Raw genomic sequence first — 20,571 nt, forward strand, 5'->3', positions numbered from 1 at the left:
CGTGGGCAGTAGCCGTGAGACCTAGGCCTTACCCATCTTTTTGAGGTTGTCGAAGCTGATCCGAGCGCTCTCCAGGGAGTCGCCTGCGCAGCGATCCTGCTCGACGATATACCACTCTGCGCCGCAGGCCTCGGCGGCCTCGAAGATCGACGCGAAGTCCATGGAGCCGGTGCCGACCTCTGCGAAGGTTGCCTGCTCGTCCTTGGTCATGTCCTTGAGGTGGACTAGCGGGATGCGGCCGCAGTACTTGCGGATGAACCCGGCCGGGCACTCTCCGCCCTTCTTGACCCAGAAGGTATCGACCTCGCCGAAGACCAGGGCGGGATCCACGCTGCCGTAGAGAAGATCAAGGCCATAGACGCCGTCGAACTTCTCGAACTCGAAGGCATGGTTGTGGTAGCAGAAGACCAGGCCCTTTTCCTTGCAGGCGGCGCCGATGTCGTTGAACAGAGAGGCAAGCGACTTCCAGGCAGCGCCGTCCTTGCGCCGGTCCTCCGGCATGTAGGGGCAGACAACCCACTTGTTGCCGATGACGAGCTGCTCCTCGAGGGTCTGCTCGAGGTTCTTCTCCAGCAGGTCGAGGCCGATATGGGCTCCCGCCGCCTTGAGGCCGCAGCGGTCGAGAAGCTCCCTGACCTTGTCGGCGCTCAGACCGCCAAAGCCGGCGAACTCGACGCCTGCGTAGCCGATCTCCGCGACCTTTGCGACGGTGCCTGCGAAATCCTCAGCGGTGTGGTCGCGCACGGTGTACAGTTGCAGCGCGATAGGTACCTTGGCCATGCTATTCGTCCTTTCATGCTTCTGCGAGTCAGTCCGGGCCTTAGGTCGGCCCGGAGAGGTCTCCAAGGGAGTGATTGGGGCACCTTTCTTCGAGACGGGGGCGAAGTCCTTCCGGCCATCGACGCAGCGTCCGTCGGTGACTGCAGATCAGAGGCGGAAGGAGGCGAGGGATACCGGGGGTTGCTGTCGCTAGTGTCTGGAGCGAGACCTGCTCGGTTTTGCCGCCGCCGACTTCGTTCCCTGCGTCGCGGGCTTGGTGGCGGGTCGTGCGTCCAGAGTGCCACGCCCGATGTCCTCGTTGCGCTCGGGGCTGGCGTCGGGAGCAATCGTGCCGCCGGCGATGGCGGACTCAGCCTCGCCCACTACCTTCCGCGTTGCTTCAGGCTCGAGCACAGCGTACCAGGCCCCGTGCATGTAGGCGTGGGTAGGCACCATGCGGCTGATGACCTTCGTAGTGTCGATCTGACGGGCCAGGGCCCCAAAGGCCATCAGCTCGGGAAGCGACATGTCGGTTCGGACCATGTCCTCAATGGCATGGACGATCTGAGGGAGCCGGGCGACGGTGGCGAGATGACCCTTCTGCTTGATGAGCTCCTTCAGGACATACTGCTGGCGCTGGTTGCGCTCGTAGTCGGTGCTGAAGCGGCCATGGCGGTCGTGGCGGTGGCGGACAAAGCCCTCAATCTGCTTGCCGTTCAGGTGCTGGTATCCCTTGTGCAGGTTGATGTGCAGTCCGCCCCAGGAGTCGTCGTATTCCATGTCGCGGTCCACATACAGGTTCAGTCCGCCGAAGGCATCGAACACCTGCGCAAACTTCGAGACGTCTGTCTTGATGTAGAAATCCACCGGTACATTGAGGATGCGCTCCACGGTCTTCGCAGTCATGAGCTCGCCGGTGCCCTTGCGACGGTAGAAGGCATACACGGCGTTGATCTTCTGCGTCCCGTGGCCGTCCATGCGCACCATGAGGTCGCGGGGGATCGACAGAGCCGCTGCCCGCTTGGTGTCCTTGCGCAGCATGACCAGCATGATGGTATCGGCGCGCCCGCCCTCAGTCTTCTCATCCGTCCCGAGGACCAGGACGTTCACCTGCTGCTGGCCGGGGCACAGCTCCATCCCCTGGCTGCCGAAGACGCTGCCCAGGAGCCCCGAACCGGCCTGCCGCGAGGCGTCTGCATCGGCGCCACGAGTCTTGGTGGGCATGAGTGGCGCCATGACGAGGTCGTACATGCCATAGCCGCCGATGCCCACCGTCATCAGCGCGAAGCAGATGATGAGAGCATCAAGGGAGGAGCTACGGTCGCCTGCGACGATCCGCGGTGAGGCGGTCCTCGCTGCAGTCTGTGCCACGGAAGGGGTCTCCTGATCTTGTCAGTGTGAGTGCCGCCGGCAGCGCCCAGGCTGCTGACCCATGAAAGGCTGCGCGACTCCAGAGATGAGCCTCGCACGGAAAGGGGCCGGAGGTTGCCCGGCAGCGCGCCGCCTACGACTGGCGCGCTGGTGTCCCAGGGCCCCAGGGGACACTGTGAAACGCTTGACGCCCGTGCCTCCCCCACCTATTACATGCCACGAATCACGGGCCTTGTCAATGCCGTAACGCAGGTGGCGGCCCCTCCTGGAGGGTCAGTCCTTGCGCTTCTGAGCCTCGTCCTGGAGCTCCTTGAGCCGCATCAAGGCCTCCACGGGAGTGAGGGTGTCCAGATCGAGCTTGAGCAGTTCCGCTACCACTGGATCCGGCGCGGCTTCAAAGAGCTTCAACTGCACGGTCGGTGCGACCTTCCGGGCTGCCTCCTGGGAGGGGCCGACCGTCCGGCCCAGGTCCTCCTGCTCCAGGGACCGCAGAACCTCTCTCGCCCGTTCGATCACTTCCTGCGGGAGCCCGGCCAGTCGTGCCACCTGGATGCCATAGCTGCGGTCCGTGCCGCCGGCGACGATCTTGCGGAGGAACACGATGTCCTCGCCCTGCTCCTTGACGGCGATCCGAGCATTGATGACCCTCGGCAGGACCTCGGTGAGTTCGTTCAGATGGTGGTAGTGGGTGGCGAAGAGCGTCTTCGCACCGATCTTGCGGACGAGGTACTCGGCGACCGCCCAGGCGATCGAGAGACCATCGAAGGTGCTGGTCCCTCGCCCGATCTCGTCCAGCACGATCAAACTGCGGTCGGTTGCGTTGTGGAGGATGTTGGCGGTCTCCGTCATCTCCACCATGAAGGTCGATTGCCCCGTGGCCAGGTCATCACTCGCCCCGACGCGAGTGAAGATGCGGTCGACGACACCGATCCGCGCTTCGCGCGCGGGAACAAAGCTGCCGATCTGCGCCATGAGACAGATAAGCGCCGCCTGCCGCAGGTAGGTGCTTTTGCCGGCCATGTTCGGGCCCGTGACGACCATCAACTGGCGATGCTCACAGTCCATGAGCACGTCATTGGGCACGAAGGCCTCGTTCACCAGCGCCCGCTCAACCACGGGGTGGCGTCCGTCGCGGATGTCCAACACGGCCGTTTCCTCGACGGTCGGCTTCACGTAGTCGTACTCAACCGCCACCCGAGCCAGTGACAGGAGGGCGTCGAGCCTCGCGACGGTCCGGGCCGTAGCCAGGACACGCTCCGCCTGCTGAGCCACCTCTCGCCGCAGAGCGGTGAACAGCTCATACTCGAGGTCCTGGGCCTTCTCCTCCGCGCCGAGGATCTTCTCCTCCATCTCCTTGAGGCCGGGGGTGATGAAGCGCTCTGCGTTCACCAGGGTCTGCTTGCGCTGATAGTCCGGCGGCACGAGCTGGAGGTTGGACCGGCTGACCTCAAGGTAGTAGCCGAAGACCTTGTTGAAGCCGATCTTCAGGGACTCGATCCCGGTTCGCGCTCGCTCCTGACTCTGAAGCCCGGCGACCCATTCCCGTCCGTGGGCCATTGCGTCGCGCAGTTCGTCCAACTCAGGCGAGTAGCCGTCCCGCATTAGCCCGCCCTCGGTCACGGTGACCGGAGGCTCCTCTGCGATGGCACCCGCGATCAGCGTCGCCAGGTCTCCGAGGGTATCGAGCGAGTCCCGCAGCTCGTCGAGCAGACCCGAGGTGCCCGCTGACCCCGGCATCAAGGCCTCACGCACTGCCGGGAGCGCAGTCAGGGACACCCCCAGGGCTGACAGGTCGCGAGCGTTTGCGGTACCGGCAGTGGTGCGGTTGATCAGGCGTTCCAGGTCTCGGACGCCTCGCAGCGACTGTCGGAGTGCATCGGCCATGACCCCGTCACGGACCAGCGCCTCGACGGCATCACTGCGACGGCGAATGCGGTCCACTTCGAGCAGCGGCTGCAGGAGCCACTGACGCAGAAGCCGGGCACCCATGGGTGTGAGCGTTCGGTCGAGGAGAGCGAGGAGACTCCCCTCGCGGCTGTTGTCACGAAGAGTCCGCACCAACTCCAGATTGCGCCGGGTCGCGGCGTCGACCACCATGAACTGCTCGGTGGAGTAGGTCGCGAGGCCGGTCAGGTGAGGCAAAGCGTCCATACGGTTGCGCTGCAGATACCGCAAGGCTTGAGCGGCGGCGCTCTGGGCGGCCGGCAGATCCTCGCAACCGAAGCCGCGCAAGGATTCCACGCCGAAGAACTCGCTCAGTTGTTGAGCCGGGGAGCGGAACTCGAGGTCGTCGGTCGCGACCGGCGTCAGAGAGGCCGAACCTCCGCGGGCAACCGCCTCAGACACCCAACGCTCGTTGACAAGCTCCTCCGGGATGAGCATCTCCGCGGGCTGCAGGCGGGCGATCTCATCCGCCACGGCAGCGAATCGGGAGTCGGCAGCGGGCCGGTCGGGCAGCAGCTCGGCCACAGGCTTGCCGGAGGACTCCTCTTGAGCCCGGCACGACAGTTCGGTCACCAGGAAGTCCCCGGTGGACACGTCCACCACGGCCACGCCGGCAGTCTCACCCACAATCGCCAGAGATAGCAGGAAGTTGTGCTCCTGCCCCTGGAGGAGTTCGTCCTCCATCAGCGTGCCGGGCGTGATGACTCGCGTGACCTTGCGCCGGACGAGGCCCTTGGCTTCGCGCGGGTCCTCAACCTGCTCGCAGATTGCGGCGCGGAAGCCCTTCTCGACAAGCCGGCGCAGGTACCGGTCCAGCGCGTGATGTGGCACGCCGCACATCGGGATGCGGTTGTCGCCTGAATGCTTGCGGGCGGTCAGGGTGAGCCCGAGGGCCTCCGATCCGACACGGGCGTCCTCGTCGAACATCTCATAGAAATCACCCATGCGAAAGAGCAGCAGCACATCGGGGTAGTCCCGCTTCGCTGCCGCCCACTGACGGTACATGGGGGTTAGGTCATCTTGTCGCAAGGGTTCGTACTCCTGAAGGGCAACACAACATCGCCGCAGCCGTGGCGGGATCGCTCCCTCCAAGGGTCTGCGGCTGAGCCGTCGTCGTTCATGGGACCGGGACCGCGCTACTGCAGCGTCGGCCGTCCGTTCACCGTGGCCTCGACAAGCACCTCGACCAGGACCTCGTCCCCGGCCGAGGAGTAGGCTCGTCGCTCATCCACGCGGTAGCGCACGTCATGAGATGTGGTTCCCGACTGTAGAGCCCGCTGGCGCGCCAGGGAGGCCGTCTCCGACTTGGCTGCCTCCACGGCGTCCCGCAGGTTCTCATGCTCGGTCCGACCCGCGCGACTGTGGACCACGTAGTTCGCGATCTCCCCTGGCCGCACGACAGCCTGCTCGCGCACCACGACTTCGCTGGCAACCGCACCGATTGCGTTGGCGACCTCAGCGTGCTCCGGGATCACCACCTGGGCACCCAGGGAGCGCCCAACCGCAGGAAAGAAGGGCTTGACCGGAGCGCCGATCGCGACGATGGGACGGTCATAGGACAGATGCACATGGAGGCGGCCCGAGGACCCACGGAAGACCGACTTCAGTATCCCGGGCCATTTCTCGGGATCGTCCCCGGTGTCCTCGTGCTCCCTGGCGATGACCTCCGCCGCAAGCCTCTCGGTGATGCAGTCGAAGATGCGCTTGGCCATCTCCTGGCCATCAAGGCCATACAGAGTGGCGAACACCGTCAGCGCGTGTCGGGCAGCCGTCACGTCCCAGGCCGCAAACTGACCGCTGACATGGAGCAGGTCCGTCGGGGTCAGGGCTGCGCGCTGCACAACGCCAAGGCTCTCCAGCCGCTTGGGCCGCACCAGGTTCGGCGCCAGAGCACCGATGCGCACCGCCAGTGCCCCACGGGACAGCGGCCCCTCACGGAGTGCCTCGACGATCTGCTGCTCTCGCGAGTCCAGACCGTCCGCATACTCGGGGCGCGCCAGAAGGAAGAAGTCCAGCACCTCGGGCGCCGACCGCTCAAGCACCGCGTCTGGATCGATTGCGAGCAGCATCTCGCGGGCCGCCGGGTACTGGGAGCAAAGATAGCTCAGGGGCACGACCCGCCGTGGCCCAATCAGCAACCGGCGGTCGCCGCTGAAGGACAGATAGCTGTCGCCGCCCAGGCCCGTGGTAGCGATGTCGGCAGCCTCAACGCTCGTCAGCCAGCCGCCAACTCGAGCGCCCTGAGGGCTGATCCGCACCAGGCCGTCCTCAATGACCGCGGTGTCGGTCGTCGTGCCGCCCATGTCCAGGATGATCGCGTCGCGCAGACCGGTCAGATGCTTGGCCCCGGAGACGCTTGCCGCCGGCCCGGAGAGCACGGTCTCGACGGGTCGCTCAAGCGCCGTCTTGCGGTTGACCAGCGACCCGTCGCCCTTCACCACCATGAGAGGCGCCTCGATACCCCGCCGGTCGAGAGAGCCCTGTACCGCGTCGAGAAGCTGGCGCACAACCGGCAGCAGACGGGCATTCAGGATGGCCGTGTTGGCCCGGCTGACGTAGTTCAGACGCGAAGACAGCTCATGCCCGCAGACCACCGGCAGGTCGCCTAGCGACTGGACAATCTCCCTCACGAGCAACTCGTGCTCCGGGTTCTTCACACTCGCATAGCCGGAGATTGCGAAGGCATCCACGCCCTCGGCGAGCAGCTCTTGCACCGCATGCGCGATCTCCGCGCGGTCAGGCGGCTCAAGCTCCATCCCGTCGATCCCCATCTGGCCCCCGACGGTGCGCATCACAGACCAGTTGAGGTTGGGGTTGGAGCCGGGCGCCGCCGACATGACGATCGCGCCGGGCCGTCCGCCCTTGCCCTCCACGATGGAGTTCGTCGCGAGGGTCGTCGAGAGCGCCACCAGGCCGATGCGACCGGTGTCCCCGAGGTCGATCTGGTCGAGCGCCTTCTCGATCCCAACCATGAGGTCGTAGTGAGTTGTGAGGGCCTTGGCCTTCGAGAGCAGAACGTTCGAGCGCAGGTCATAGAGTACGCAGTCGGTGTAGGTGCCACCGGCGTCGATGCCAAGGCCGATCGTGGTGCCCGAGACCTCTCCGCTGTTCGGCCTTGGTGCATGAAGCTGCACTGCGGGTTTTGCGACTGGTGCCTCTTCCTCCGGGACCTCAGGTGTCGGCGTGACCGCCTGCCGAGCGACGGCACAGGTCGGAGCAGTCGCTGGAGGTTCGGTCGCAGGCTCCACGGGCGTCGACTCTCCCGCCGGCGAGGGTGCAGCAAGGTCGATGGCTGCGAAGATGGTCTCATCACCGGTCAGAACCGAGCGCTGGCCGGGCCTCAACACACAGATGCGCGAGTCCTCCCATCGTCCTGCAAGGAGGTCTTGGAGCAGTGAGGTATCTCCCGCGAGGCGCTCGTAGTGCCACCCGAACTCCCGTGCCATGTCCTGAGCGTAGGAGGCATAGCGGTGGCTGTCGCCAAAGCCGGTGTCGATGAAGGCCGCCCGGGTGTAGTTGCGCTTCCAGCTATCGTGGAAATGGAGGATGTAGGCGGCGTTCTCCGCCCCGAACCTCTCGGAGAGCTCCGAGAACCGCTCGTCCTTGCGCACGTCCGGGTCCTGGACGCGGTTCTCCTGCACCGGCCGCCCCGCGATCATCTTCTTCTCGTACCAGCCCGGGGTGACGTAGAAGGTGCCCGGGTTGGCCGCGAACTGCTTCCGGTACTCCTCTCGCGAGCCGAGGAACAGCGTCATGCAGTCATGGACTCGCGGGATGACGATGGGACAGTCTCTTGCGACCAGACTCGAAGTCCCCCGACCGCAGAGCCCGTAGGAAACGATGATCCCCTGGAAGCCCTGTCCCACCGAACGGTCGATCTCTGCCTGCACCTGCTCCCGCAGCTTGTTCGGGGTGCTGTGCAGGCCGGCGTCCAGGAAGTGAAGCCGGATCTCATTCGGGCTCTCGCCCGCGAGTGCGGTCAACTCAGGTTCGAACACGCCACAGGCAATGACCTTCAGTTTCACAATCGCAGACCCCTAAGGAATGGATCCAGGGTATCCCCCTGGCACTTCACTACTCGGTCCCGGCAGTAAGCTGCTCGAGCTCCTGCCGGAGGGCGGCGGCAGCTTCCTCGAAGGGCACGGTGCGCAGGATCTCGCCACGCCTGAAGAGCGTCACCTTGCCCTTGCCCGCCGCTACACCGAGGTCGGCTTCTCGGGCCTCACCCGGTCCGTTGACCTCGCAGCCCATCACTGCAACCACCAGGTTCTCCTCAACGCCTTCGAGAATCTGGGCGACCTCGCGGGCGAGCGCGGGCAGGTTCACGCGACAACGCCCGCAGGTCGGACAGGAGACCAACTCCGGCCCTCGCCGCAGCCCGAGGCTCTGGAGAATCTGACGCCCCACACGCACTTCCTCCGCCGGGTCGTCAGTCAGAGAGACACGAAGTGTGTCGCCGATTCCTTCAGCCAGCAGAATACCGACGCCCACGGCAGACTTGATGGTGCCGGATTCGCCGAAGCCAGCCTCCGTGATCCCCAGGTGCAGCGGCAGATCGGACTCGCGAGCAAAAAGCCGGTTGGCCGCCACCGTACGCGGCACATCCGAGGCCTTGATCGAGACCACGAGGTTCGCAAAGCCGAGCCTTGTCATGCGCTCGACACTGCGTAGCGCACTCTCGCAGCAAGCCTCGGCGGTCGGCCCACCGTGCCGGGCCGCAATCTCCTTCTCCAGGGAGCCCGCATTGACGCCGACGCGGATCGGGATGCCACGTTCCGCAGCAGCCTCCACCACGGGCCCGAGGCGGTCGTCTCCGCCGATGTTACCGGGGTTGATGCGCAGCTTCGAGGCGCCACGCTGCGCTGCCTCGACGGCCAGTCGGTAGTCGAAGTGGATGTCCGCGACGACCGGCAGGGGACTCTCCTCGCAGATGCGCTGGAAGCCATCGAGCGCATCGTGGTTGGGGATGGCCGTCCGGATGATCTGCGCACCGCCGACGGCACAGCGCTTGATCTGCTCCAGGACAGCCTCCGGCGCAGTCGTGGGCGCCTTGGTCATGCTCTGGATAACCACCGGAGCGTCGCCGCCGAGGGGTATGACTCCCACCATCACCTGACGCGTCTTGCGACGGGGCCACGGCAGGGGTTGTGCATGAGCTGACAGCATGGTACCGAAGTCCTCCGTCGAGGTGCCTTACCGGTTGTGGTCGCCGGCGCACCGCAGACCTGGCTCGCAGGCTCAGTAGGTGCCGTAGCGGACCAGATTCAGAATGTCGCGGAAGGCAAGGAAGATGAACAGGTTGATGATGAGAATGAAGCCGGCGACGCGGACCACCATCTCGAGCCGATGATCGACGCGGCGGCGAATCACTCCCTCAATCCCCAGAAGCAGCACGTGGAAACCGTCGAAGGGCGGTATCGGGAACATGTTGATGACGGCCAGGTTGGCGCTAATCAACCCGCACAGCCCCAGCACCGACGCCCAGCCGAGCTTGGCCGTCTCTGCGGTCATGGCCATGATTCCGATGGGGCCGGTCGGCTCGGCGGCTATCTTCTTGGTCGCCATGGCCTGCAGGCTGATCACCACGGTGGCGACCGCCTCGTAGGACTGGATGGCGGCGAGCTTGAAGCCCTCGATCACGCCCGGTCGGCGCAGCTCAGGACCGAGCACGATGCCGATACGCCCGACACTGCGGTGAGGTGCCGACAGCTTCCCGTTGCGGTCTACGTACTCTACCCGGTCGGTGTCGGTCTTCGGCGTCAGCTCAACGCGCAGCGGGCCGGTGTCCCTTGCGACTGTGAGGGCGACCTTCTTCCCGGGGCTGTTGGAGATGAACCGATGGACGGTGAACTGGTCGAGCGGGCCGAAGGTAACGCCCAGGGCGCGAGCAGCCCACTGGTCCGCCGCCGGGCCTGTCAGATGCGGTGGCAAGGAAGCAAGGCTATCCGCAGGTGGCGGTTTGATCCCGACCACTGCGCCTTCCATTGAGGTTGCGTTCTCGTCGAGAGCCCAGATCTTCGCCCCCTCGGGCAGGCCCTGCGAAAGCACTCGAACCACGTCGGCGGGGGTCGCGACCGGTGCCTCGTCGACCTGGAAGACCCTGTGCCCCGGCTTGAGCCCCATCTGGGCACCAACCGAGTTCGGCGCAACCTGCTTCACCGCAGAGGAGTAGCGGCTGTCGCCGATCCGAAGGATCTTGTCGTCCGCCTTGATGCCCGCAGTCTGTGCGATGCCCCCGTCGAAGACGCTGCGGATCAGGATGTCCTTGCTGTCAGGGACCGGGACACCAGAGACCACGTTCACGACCCAGTACAGCATCATGGCCAGGACTACGTTCATGAAGGTCCCGGCGCAGACCACGATGGCTCCCTGCCAGCGCGGGCGGGTATGAAAGCCACGCTCGACCGGGGCCTCACCGGGCTCCATGCCCGCGATGCGCACATAGCCGCCGAAGGGGACGGCTCGCAGTGCATAGAGGGTTTCGCCGCGCTGACGGCGCCACAGAGCCGGGCCGAAGCCCATGGCAAACTCATAGACAGCCATGCGACAAGCCTTCGCGGCCAGGAAGTGGCCGAGTTCATGGCAAAAGAGGCACAAACCCAGGACGACGATGATCGCCAGGCCCGAGTTTGCGAAGGACAGTATCTGATTCATGCCTAACCTCGCCCCAGGGCAGGGGCAGTGATCTCGTTTGGGAAGGGCTTAGGACGTGTTATCTACCTGACACCAGGTGTCAGGTTGTAAGAAGGCTCAAGACCTGGCCACGCGCCCAGCGATCGACGGTGGCGATGTCCTCCAGGCTGCGCGGGTTGAGGGGTTCATGAGCCCCCAGCACCCGTGCCACGAGCTCTGCAATCTCGGTGAACCGTATGCGCCCCTCCAAGAACAGCTCCACCGCCTGCTCATTCGCGGCGTTCAGGACACAGGGATAGCTCTGGTCCGCCTCCCCGGCCTCATAGGCCAGGCGCAGGAGTGGGAAGCGGTCGAAGTCCGGCTCGCCGAAGGTCAGCTTCCCGATCTGCGCGAGGTCAAGCTTCGGGTACTCATTGGGCCAACGCTCAGGCCAGGTGAGGGCGTACTGGATCGCAAAGCGCATGTCGGCCGGGCCGAGCTGGGCGATGGTCGAGCCGTCCACCAGTTCGATCATGGAGTGAAGGATGCTCTGGTGGTGGAGCAGCACCCGGATCTGCGAGAACTCCAGGCCGAACATCCAGCGCAACTCGAAGACCTCGAAGCCCTTGTTTGCGAGGGTGGCGCAGTCTACCGTGATCTTGCGTCCCATCCGCCAGGTCGGGTGGTTCAGCGCCATTTCGGGCGTGACCTCAGCCAGCTTCTCCCGCGGATAGTCCCGGAAGGCGCCGCCCGAGGCTGTGAGGAGGACCTGATGCAACTGCTCCCGCGGTCGCCCCTCGAGGCACTGGAACACCGCGGAGATCTCCGAGTCAATCGGCAGAAGCTTGCTGCCCGAGCGGGCTGCGGCTGTCGTGACCAGACGCCCGGCGGCCACCAGTGGCTCTTTGTTCGCCAGGGCCACGTCGATGCCGGCGCCGATCGCAGCCATCACCGGAGCCAGACCGGCGATCCCCGAGACGGCACCGACCACCAGGTCCGGTCGCACCTCGCGGATCTGGTCACAGAGGGCCTCGGAACCGACGGCGACCTGGGCGGTTCCGGCGCTTGCCCGCAGGCTCGCACCGGCCTCCTCGTCGCCCATGCCCAGATGCTGCACACCCAACTCCTGCGCCTGTGACAGGAGGCCCTGGACGTCATGCCCGGCGGCAAGCCCCACGACCTCGAAGGCACCGGGGTGTTGGGCGATCACATCAAGAGTCTGACGGCCAATCGATCCGGTTGAGCCAAGTAGGAAAAGACGCTTAATACTGTCCACCAACCGAGAGACATCCCCACGGGGACGTGCACCATGATGACACGTAATATGCTAACGCTAGGATAGGGGTGGTTGGTTCGCAAAGTCAAGACCGGGGACCAGATGCGAGGTAAAGGGGGCCCTCCCCCGGTGGGAAGACCAGGAGGAGGGCCCCGCAAGATGCGTCCCTATCCGCGGCTGAAGAGCCCTGCGCTACCCGTGACCTCGCCGCCGCCGCGACCGTCGCGCTGGATGATCTCAGCGGCGTTCTCGGCAACCTTGCGAAAGGCCAGTGCGTACTGCTCGATGACCTGTGGCCGATAGTGCTTGAACCACGGGGTGTGGTAGACCCGCTCGGGCACACTCTCGGTGACCGGGAGGCTTCCCTTGGGCTGCCGCAGGTCGCGGTTCGAGTTGGCGATGATCGTGGGCTTGCCGTGGCCGTAGATGTCGGCGTCATGGAACAGGGCATGGGTGTGCAACGGGAAGTTCGCACCTGGACTGGTGGAGCAGCCCTCAGCGGAGACTGCGGCGCAGAACTTGGAGACATGGAGGCCGTCCAGCTCCTCCGGTACGTAGATCCCGTGAGCCGCGTACCAGCCGCCGTTGTGTGATCCTGAGCCCTTCGGCGGACGGTGTGCGCGAAGGCCGGGGACGCCCTCGAGCAAGTCCCAGAAGTAGTTCATTGCCTTCTGGATCTCGTCCATGCGCTCCTGGTAGTGCCGTAGCTGGACCCGACCGACCGCCGAGGAGAGCTGGTGCATGCGGTACTTGTAGCCGCCCATGGGCAGCCCGGCGAAGGGTGCCAGTGAAGGGTCGGTGCAGACGGCTTTGGTGCGCTCGTAATGCCCCCAGGCGATCACTCGCTGATAGAGCAGGTCGTCGTTGGTGAGCAGCACTCCACCTTCGCCGACTGCGAGCGCCTTGCCGGACATGATCGACATGGCGTTGCAGTGACCGATGGTTCCAACCAGACGCCCCTTGTAGCGCGCTCCGTGGGCGTGGCTGACGTCCTCGATGACCTTGATCTCGTGCTTCTCGGCGATCTCCATGATCGGGTCCATGTCCGCCGGGTGGCCGCAGTAATGGACCGGGACGATGGCCTTGGTGCGGTCCGTGATGCGGTGTTCGATGTCGGCCGGGTCGAGGCACAGGGTCATGGGGTCGACCTCGGCGAAGACGATGGTGGCGCCCAGACTGAAGGCCGGCAGCCCGCTGGCCCAGTAGGTCAGGCTCGGGCAGATGATCTCGTCTCCGACGCTGACTCCGCAGGCCCACATCGCGGCCTGGAGCGCACCGGTACCGCTGCTGTGGCCGACGGCATGCTTCATGCCGTGCCACTGGGCGAAGTCCTTCTCGAACTCGGCGGTAACGTCAGTGCCCGACATCCCGCCGCGGCGCAGGACCTCGAGAACGGCGTCCTCATCCTCCTGGGTGATGATCGGCCACGTGAACATGTCCCCCGGGTCGCACTGAAGGGCTTTGGGTCCTCCGTACAAGGCAAGCTGACTCTCCGGCATGGACGTTTCCTCCCTGGCATCGTCAGTCTCGTCGCTACGACCGGCCCGGCAAGGGCGTGCTCAAGGGAGCGCGCCACGGGTACCTTCAGTCTTCAACTGCTGTAGCCCCGGCTGCCGCCGCAAGGCCCTTCCACAGGCCCAGGGCATCACCGTTGGCCTTGAACCCGCCGCCGTCCACGTCCACATAGATCGGATTGCTGACGGCGAGCGGGACTCCGCCTCCCTTGCGACCGCCCATCACCGGCGCCAGGGTCAGCCCCTCCCCGACCGCGACGACGACCAGATGCGCGTCGCCGGAGAGCGTGACCGGGAGGTCCTGGTCAAACCGCACCACGCCGCGAGGGAAGGCCTGCGGGTGAGTGCGGCGAGTCAGGTTCAGCGCGGGATCGGGGCGGCCGTTCACAAGCACCTGCACGCGGTTGATGTCGACCCAGTTGGCGCACTGCACTCTCACGTGGAGCCTGACCTTCCCGTCGGGAGCGGAAAGGTCGTCGCCCGGGTGAGCGGTGCCGGCCCGAACCTCCAGGTACGGGCCAGTGCTCATCACGACATGCCCCGCCTTGACCTGCCGCACCATCTCCAGGATGCCGATGCGCCGCGGTTCGTCTGTGGAGCACTCGATGTAGTTGCGCTGAAGACCATTCCCGTGAAAGGTCGTGTGGGTGTCCGTGTTGGCGACCCCGGTGAGCCGGAAGCCCTGGTTCACCACAGCGAGCCAGTTGGAGGCGAAGTTCGACTTGGCAGCGAGGGGATTGCTCATGGCCTCGACGGCCTTGAGGTAGCGCTGCGCCTCACGAAAGCCGCCATCGAACTTCCCGTCGCTGTCCTTGTCGAAGTACGCCCGGCGCAGGTCGGGATGGTTGAACTGGACCAGCTTTTCGCTGTCATGATTCCAGTGGTAGATGCGCGATACCTGCGCGTCGAGGTCGCCGCCTGCGGGAATGCCCCCGTTGGCCTGACTGTGCAGCTTGATGGGGAGCGGGAAAGCGTTCTCGTGGGTCTGCGCACCCGGGCCGGAGATCTCCTCGCCCAGGGCGGTCTTCAGCCACCGCCCGAGGTGGAGTTGGTCAATCGCAGGCTGCCAGGGGACGATGCGCACGTGGTCGGTAGAGGGTGCGAACTCGATCCCTTCGGCGGCCAGGTTAAGCACGCGGCCGGTCGTCTCGACGAAGTTGTCGCCGGATTCTGAAGTGTGACCGTGGAGGTCGGCGGCGATCACGCCCCGGGTGTCGACTACCCGGCGCAGTGTGGCCCAGACCGGTGCGAACTGCTCGGCAACCACCTGGACGTGGCGGTACACCGCGTCGTACTCGGGACCGCGGCTGATGACGACGTTGTAGGCTCCCGGCGGCAGGGCCTGTCGGAAGCTCCCGGTCTCGGTGTAGCGTAGGTTCTTGACGCCGAAGGTGACGCAACCCGGTCCAAGTTCCGGGTCGGAAAGCCCTGGCGTGACGGCAAGAAACTGGACCTTACAGGGGATCTCTCCCCCATCTTCACCGACGACCTGCACCTCCACACCGGCCGCGCGAGCCATCTGCACTACTGTCGGCGATACCGAGGCGCCCGCCGGGATCTCTAGCTCCTGGGAGACGTCAGGGCGGCCGAGACTCGTGACCGTAAGGGTGTACTGACCCGGCGGAAGGGATATCTGGGCCCGTCCGCGGGAATCGGTGGCACCGGAAGCAAGCTGGCGCTCTGCCTGCCTGAGGGTAACCTGAGCTCCTGGGATCGGTGCGCCGAGGCGGTCCTGGACTTGCACCTGGCACGTGCCGCAGGCGACTGACTCCAGCGATAGCAGGGCTGCCTGCAGTTGGAGCTGATCACGGGCGGCCAGGAGTCGTCGCGACCAGGTTAGCTCTGCGCCGGGGGCGATAGTGACCGGGCTGCCTGACCCCAGACGAGTGTAGCCGAGGCTCATGCCGTTCTCGCGGCCGGTGGTGGGAGTAGTGGTGAAGGTGCCCTCGTCGGCCAGAACCGCATAGGCTGCCTGGGCCCACTTGTCGTAGGCCCAGTAGGCGCGGGACAGAGGAGCGAGGCCCTGGCCGAAGTTGCCCTCGGTGCGAAGCTTGTCGCCTACGCGCCAATTGAGAGGTTTCGGGGAAGTGTTGCAGACTCGCGTGAATATGGTGACAAAGGGCTGATTGTCGGCCAGCACGTAGTCGGTCTCAACCAGGAAGGGCTCGGCTTCCGTCGCAGGATGGGTGACGCGCAGGCGGACCTCAGGGCCGGTGCGGGTGATCACCTCAGCCTGCGAGTAGGTGACCTCCTGCCCACCCTTGGCCGGGAGGAAGGCCTGAAGCTGGTCGTTGTTGTTGGCGCGGGTGGTGAGGTCCATCAGCATCCCACGCGCATCCGGCTGCATGGTGTTGCCCATGCGGAAGGGCTCGGAGGCCGTGTCCGCGACGACGGCCAGTATCTGGTCGCTGCGGAGAAGGTAGTCGCCGTAGATGGCGTCCACCTCTCGCCCACCCGGCGCACAGCTCCAAGTTCCGGCATCCAGACGCACAATCTGCGCACCCGGAGCCGTGACCGGCAAGAGCGCGCACAGGCTCAGAAAGGCCAGGCAACTCAGGTGTAGAGGCGAACCGACCCTCAGCCGCAGCATGCTCTTCCCTCCAGAGGGGACTGCCCCAGGTTGGCGGCTACTGCCAGAACATGTAGCTGGGTATGTGCAGCGCGATGCTCACGATGTTGAGAATGCTCCCGACCACGAACTGGCCCAAGATCAGGCCCATGAAGATCGGCACCGCCTTGTTGTAATAGCGGTCTCCGAGCCACTTGATGATGGCTGTCTTCAGAATCCAGGCGATGAGCAGGGGCATCCACACGAGGTTCATCTCCCAACTTCCCGAGACGGCATACCCGAGAGGATGGAAGGGCCACCAGGCGTACCGCAACCGCATCGTCTGGAGGAAGAGCCCGAAGACGAAGCCGACGCCGATGGCCGACATCGCGTACCAGTTCGTGTCCTGGGGCGAAACCAGCCAGGACTGGAGCTTGGTGAAGGACTCGCCGGCGAACATCCTCCCCTTGGCCCTTGCACCGAGGCCGTAGTACAGGTGCAGAGAGATCCAGAAGGAGGAGATGATGGCGACGATCGTGGCGAGCAATATGGCCTGCGCGACGCCGCGATTGCGGGCACCAGACCGATCCTGCATCTGCAGGGCCTCAAGCTGGTGCGGCATCGGGTGGTTGCGGTAGGCGCGGTTGAACCAGTAGAACAGCGCCAGTACGACCAGGTCCTTCTTTGGGAAGGCCCGAGTCCCGAGTGCAGAGGTGAGGATTTGGTCGGGTCCGGTGAAGTGCAGGTCATGCACGGGCGTTCCGAACTGGGCGCGCATGCGGGTGACGGAGACCGCGAGCCCCAGGTAGACCAGGAAGAAGACGATCGCGATTGAGGTTCGCAAGCCCATGGCACTGGAGAACCAGATCAGTGTGACCAAGCCCAGAGCCATGGTAAGCATGGCCGCCGGATAGGACATCGCCTCGTTGGACTTCGCCTGGGGGAAGCTTGCACTCCCCCTGGCCGGGAACACGCGTGCCCAGACCTGGCTCAGGTACCCGCGACCAATCCAGATGGCGTGCAGCGCGAAGAGCATGTAGGCGCCAAAAGCCTGGAAGTTCGCGAAGGGAAACTGCGGGATCTGGTCCCAGCCGACAGCGGAGCTGACGACCGCTTCCAGCTTCCAGAACAGGTAGAAGAACCAGCAGGAGAAGAGGAAGTCGGTGGGCATCAAGTAGCCCGTGCCGATGAGGAAGGGATAGAAGGACCGGGGGAACCATCCGACGGCGTTCCAGGGACGGCCCTTGAAGGAGGTTCCCATATCGACCTGATCGAGGGGAATCCGCGGGATCGAGGGATACAGGAAGGCGAAGCTGTTGTAGGTGTCCATGGCGGCTGCGAGGACGAAGCCGACCCAGAAGAGCTTGTCGCGGAACAACATGGAGGAGGGTGAGGAGATCTCGACGGGCAGGTTCACGAGCGGGCACGCCAGGTGCTCGCCCTCCAGCCATTGCCGGCGGATGATGCTGGTGAGGCCGAACATGAGGGCCATGAGCGCGAGGATGAAGAGCCCCCACATCGCCATCGGGCCAATCCAGCCCAGGATAACCTCGCGCCGGTACATCGTCTCGCCGCCCTCGTAGAAGCCCTTCAGAAGGCGCGGGTCCTGCACCGTGAGCCACTTGGGGAGGTCTGGGTTGAACAGGTCCTCCCACTTGTTCTCCGGCGTGGCCATGCGGAAGGACCAGGTGAAGATGGGCATGAGCACCTGGATGCCGTCATGGCCGCAGACGCAGGAGGAGATGCAGATCATGGAGTAGGTGATCAGCAACTCGGACTGGGTGAGGGCGCTGCGCGGGTGCACCTTGCGCAGGAGTTGGTTGATGCCCTGCAGGAGCAGGAGCACGAAGATGGCGTTGAAGAACAGGGATACGGTTGTCGGGTGCGCTGAGTACCGGAACTGCTCCATCTGGGTAACCCAGTAGACGTTCAGCGGAATCAGCACGACCGACAACAGGGCGCTCCGCCAGGTCAGCGCACGCGGGCGAAGCGCCGGGCTGTGGTCCTCCTGACCGGTCTGCCTTGTGTTCGTCGTGTCTTGCGTCGTTGTCGCCATGGGTCTGATATACCGCCTAGAGAGTGCTGTCGTCGGCCTGTCTGTGAAGTGGCGTGGAGGGTCCCCGGTGCCCGAGAACTCCGTGTCGGCGCCGGGCCGGTGTCGATAGCGTGATGAAAGAAGAGGGGCTCTTCACCATGGCGGGCCCCTTCACCTTCTTGGGAGCCCACCGGAGGCTGACTCTACCAGCTCTTGTCGAGATGGTCGAACCAGTTGGGTGCGTCACCTACGTCCCGTTTGACCACGCCGCGGGCCTGCATGCAGTCGGTGGCAGCCTGAGCCGCTTCGGAGGCCTTGAGGCCGTCAAGGCCTGAAGAGAGCCAGGGAAGCAGGGCCCCGGCACGGACGCTCTGGACGAAGCCGCGATACAGTATCTGCCGCGCGTCCTCCTTGCCGCCGTGGCTCAGGGGCTCGTCAAGGGTCTGATCGACGGAGAACAGCTTCAGGTGTTGGGTGTCGAGGTCCCAGGCGAGGCTGCCGCGATCGCCGATGACTTCGTAGCGAGTGTACTCCTTATAGGTCTGCGCCTCGTAGGCGTAGTCGAAGCCCTTCTCGATGAGCGTGAAGATGCCGTTCTCATGCTCGCAGAGAGCGACGCCGTGGTCGGGATAGGGGAAGCCACGCATGCTGTAGCCCATGGCCTCGATGCGCCGGAAGTCGCTGGCTGTGAGGTAACGGGCGAAGTCGAAGCTATGGACCCCGCAGTCATAGAGGGCGTTCTTGCCCTCGACGCAGATGTTGCGAGCGCGGGCCAGGGACCGCGCCTCCCCCATTCGCTCACGCAGGAGGCGGTTGTCGGGAACGGCCATCAGCCCGACCAGGCGGACCATCCGCACGTTGCCCACAGCACCGGCGTCGACCAGCTCCTTGATGCGCCGGGTGACGGCGCCGGCACGGTTGTTGAAGGTGATGCATAGCAGCTTGCCGGCCTGCTGCATGGCCCGGACCATCTCGCGGGCATGGGCGATTTCCGTGGCGATCGGCTTCTCGCAGATGACGTGCTTGCCGGCAGCTGCGCAGTCCATCACCAGCGGATAGTGGGCGATGTCAGCGGCGACGACCGAGACGGCCTCGATGGATTGATCGGCGAGCAGCTCATGGTGGTCGGTGGTCCCGGCGATGTGGTGCTCCTCGCTGACCTGCCGGACCGTTTGCTCGTTGATGTCCGAGACGCCGACGAGTTCGATCTCGGGCATGCCGGTGATGATCGCCAGGTGGCTACGACCGGCTGCACCCAGGCCAATCTGGACAAGTCGCAGGGGAGTCTGCTGAGGATCGTGATTGTGCGTCGAAGCCGACATGGTGCACCTCTTGTGTGTACTTCGCCCGTTGTTGCACAGGCGGAGGTCAGTCTAGTAGCGGCCCTCTTCATAGGCCGTGTCGTACATGGCGAGGATGTTCTCCACCGGCGTCACCGCCTGGAGATTGTGGCAGGGAGCCAGGATGTAGCCGCCGTCGCGGCCCAGCGTTGAGAGGCAGTGACGGACTTCCTCGCGGACCTGCTCCACGGACCCGAAGGGCAGTATCTCCTGGTTCTCCATGCCGCCGTGGAAGCACAGGGACGACCCGTAGGTGTCCTTGAGCCAGCCGAGGTCGATCCCCCCGCAGCGGTACTGAACGGGATTGAGGATATCGATGCCGATCTCGATCAGGCGCGGGAGCAGGGGCCACATCGCCCCGTCATCGTGGTGCAGGATGTGCACGCCGTGGTCATGCATGAGCTTCGCCAGCCTTCGATAGTGCTCGGCGAAGAACTCGTCGAACATCCCCACCGAGATCATCAGGCCGGTCTGGGTGCCGAAGTCGTCGGTGAGCTGCGTCACGTCGATGAGCCCGTCACCGGCCTCGAAGAGCCGCTCGCAGAAGCTGTAGAAGAACGCGCACATGCGGTCTATGATGGCATGAGACAGCTCGGGATCGGCGGCCAGGTCGATTAGTGACTGTTCGAGCCCGCGCAGCTTGTTGTGAAAGAAGAAGGGCGCCGTGTAGCCGGCCTCGATGGGAAGACTGCGGCGCTCCTCACACTGCTGCCGAACCGTGCTGAAGTCGAACCAGTCCGCGGAGGGCCAAGGGTAGTCCTCCAGGTCGCGCACGGTCTGCGCGCAGGCAAGGGGATGGTGGCACATCTCCAGGTAGGTCCCGGTTGCGTAGGTCTGCGGACGGCTGCGGATTCCCCAGTAGTCCTCGACGGTGCCGTCCTCGTAGGTTGGGATCGGCGGGCCAACGTAGATCGGCGCGACCCCGGCAAAGCCGTCAAGGTGCAGCCTCTCGCGGATTGCCCGCACGTCGTCGGTTCCCAGGTACGCCCGGAGCTTGGCCCAGACTTCGCCGGTCGCCCAGATGTCCAGGGGAACACGGTCGGGGCGACCGCCCTGGATGGCAGTCAAGGTCCGTTCGCGAGAAGTCATGGGCACGCTCCCTCTGGGTCTGGCGTCGGGATTCCCGACGAGTCTATCACCTGTTGTGGGCGGTTCGCCTCAGGAAGGGGAGA

Annotated in this window: 12 protein-coding genes; all 12 read right to left on the reverse strand. The window is 65.0% G+C overall.

The features are described from left to right. Positions 1-21: 21 nt before the first annotated feature. The 12 genes from ABFE16_18100 to ABFE16_18155 all read right to left on the reverse strand — a co-directional run bounded on the left by ABFE16_18100 (position 22) and on the right by ABFE16_18155 (position 20,488). Positions 22-780 (reverse strand): sugar phosphate isomerase/epimerase, encoded by a 759-nt coding sequence (locus tag ABFE16_18100; protein ID MEN6347216.1) that lies wholly within the window; start codon positions 778-780, stop codon positions 22-24. A 189-nt stretch (positions 781-969) separates the two neighbouring features. Further along, positions 970-2,130, reverse strand: coding sequence for an LCP family protein (locus ABFE16_18105; protein ID MEN6347217.1), 1,161 nt, complete (start codon positions 2,128-2,130; stop codon positions 970-972). Between the two features lie 273 nt (positions 2,131-2,403). Further along, a complete protein-coding gene (gene mutS / locus ABFE16_18110) occupies positions 2,404-5,103 on the reverse strand; it encodes a DNA mismatch repair protein MutS (GenBank protein ID MEN6347218.1) in 2,700 nt (899 codons plus the stop codon). A gap of 107 nt (positions 5,104-5,210) precedes the next feature. After that, entirely contained in the window at positions 5,211-8,099 is a 2,889-nt protein-coding gene (locus tag ABFE16_18115) for a DUF1638 domain-containing protein (protein MEN6347219.1), read from the reverse strand. A 49-nt stretch (positions 8,100-8,148) separates the two neighbouring features. Beyond that, positions 8,149-9,240, reverse strand: coding sequence for a flavodoxin-dependent (E)-4-hydroxy-3-methylbut-2-enyl-diphosphate synthase (ispG, locus tag ABFE16_18120; GenBank protein MEN6347220.1), 1,092 nt, complete (start codon positions 9,238-9,240; stop codon positions 8,149-8,151). 72 nt (positions 9,241-9,312) lie between these two features. Then, positions 9,313-10,728 (reverse strand): site-2 protease family protein, encoded by a 1,416-nt coding sequence (locus ABFE16_18125; protein ID MEN6347221.1) that lies wholly within the window; start codon positions 10,726-10,728, stop codon positions 9,313-9,315. Positions 10,729-10,807: 79 nt separating this feature from the next. Continuing rightward, positions 10,808-11,953: a 1-deoxy-D-xylulose-5-phosphate reductoisomerase gene (dxr, locus tag ABFE16_18130; GenBank protein ID MEN6347222.1), complete on the reverse strand. Its 1,146-nt coding sequence runs from the start codon at positions 11,951-11,953 to the stop codon at positions 10,808-10,810. A gap of 176 nt (positions 11,954-12,129) precedes the next feature. Beyond that, positions 12,130-13,461, reverse strand: coding sequence for a DegT/DnrJ/EryC1/StrS family aminotransferase (locus tag ABFE16_18135; GenBank protein ID MEN6347223.1), 1,332 nt, complete (start codon positions 13,459-13,461; stop codon positions 12,130-12,132). An 85-nt stretch (positions 13,462-13,546) separates the two neighbouring features. After that, entirely contained in the window at positions 13,547-16,066 is a 2,520-nt protein-coding gene (locus ABFE16_18140) for a CehA/McbA family metallohydrolase (protein MEN6347224.1), read from the reverse strand. A gap of 37 nt (positions 16,067-16,103) precedes the next feature. Beyond that, positions 16,104-18,080: a DUF6785 family protein gene (locus ABFE16_18145; GenBank protein MEN6347225.1), complete on the reverse strand. Its 1,977-nt coding sequence runs from the start codon at positions 18,078-18,080 to the stop codon at positions 16,104-16,106. Positions 18,081-18,262: 182 nt separating this feature from the next. Further along, complete coding sequence (locus tag ABFE16_18150; protein MEN6347226.1) at positions 18,263-19,381, reverse strand: Gfo/Idh/MocA family oxidoreductase; 1,119 nt, start codon at positions 19,379-19,381, stop codon at positions 18,263-18,265. 51 nt (positions 19,382-19,432) lie between these two features. Then, complete coding sequence (locus tag ABFE16_18155; protein ID MEN6347227.1) at positions 19,433-20,488, reverse strand: uroporphyrinogen decarboxylase family protein; 1,056 nt, start codon at positions 20,486-20,488, stop codon at positions 19,433-19,435. Between the last annotated feature and the right edge of the window lie 83 nt (positions 20,489-20,571).

Source organism: Armatimonadia bacterium (assembly GCA_039679385.1).
Lineage (GTDB): Bacteria > Armatimonadota > Zipacnadia > Zipacnadales > JABUFB01 > JAJFTQ01.

What these genes read in the sequence shown, in the direction of transcription:
- ABFE16_18100 (MEN6347216.1), bottom strand. Translation starts at nt 780, where the DNA reads ATGGCCAAGGTACCTATCGCGCTGCAACTGTACACCGTGCGCGACCAC.
- ispG (MEN6347220.1), bottom strand. Translation starts at nt 9,240, where the DNA reads ATGCTGTCAGCTCATGCACAACCCCTGCCGTGGCCCCGTCGCAAGACG.
- ABFE16_18125 (MEN6347221.1), bottom strand. Translation starts at nt 10,728, where the DNA reads ATGAATCAGATACTGTCCTTCGCAAACTCGGGCCTGGCGATCATCGTC.
- ABFE16_18135 (MEN6347223.1), bottom strand. Translation starts at nt 13,461, where the DNA reads ATGCCGGAGAGTCAGCTTGCCTTGTACGGAGGACCCAAAGCCCTTCAG.
- ABFE16_18140 (MEN6347224.1), bottom strand. Translation starts at nt 16,066, where the DNA reads ATGCTGCGGCTGAGGGTCGGTTCGCCTCTACACCTGAGTTGCCTGGCC.
- ABFE16_18145 (MEN6347225.1), bottom strand. Translation starts at nt 18,080, where the DNA reads ATGGCGACAACGACGCAAGACACGACGAACACAAGGCAGACCGGTCAG.
- ABFE16_18150 (MEN6347226.1), bottom strand. Translation starts at nt 19,381, where the DNA reads ATGTCGGCTTCGACGCACAATCACGATCCTCAGCAGACTCCCCTGCGA.
- ABFE16_18155 (MEN6347227.1), bottom strand. Translation starts at nt 20,488, where the DNA reads ATGACTTCTCGCGAACGGACCTTGACTGCCATCCAGGGCGGTCGCCCC.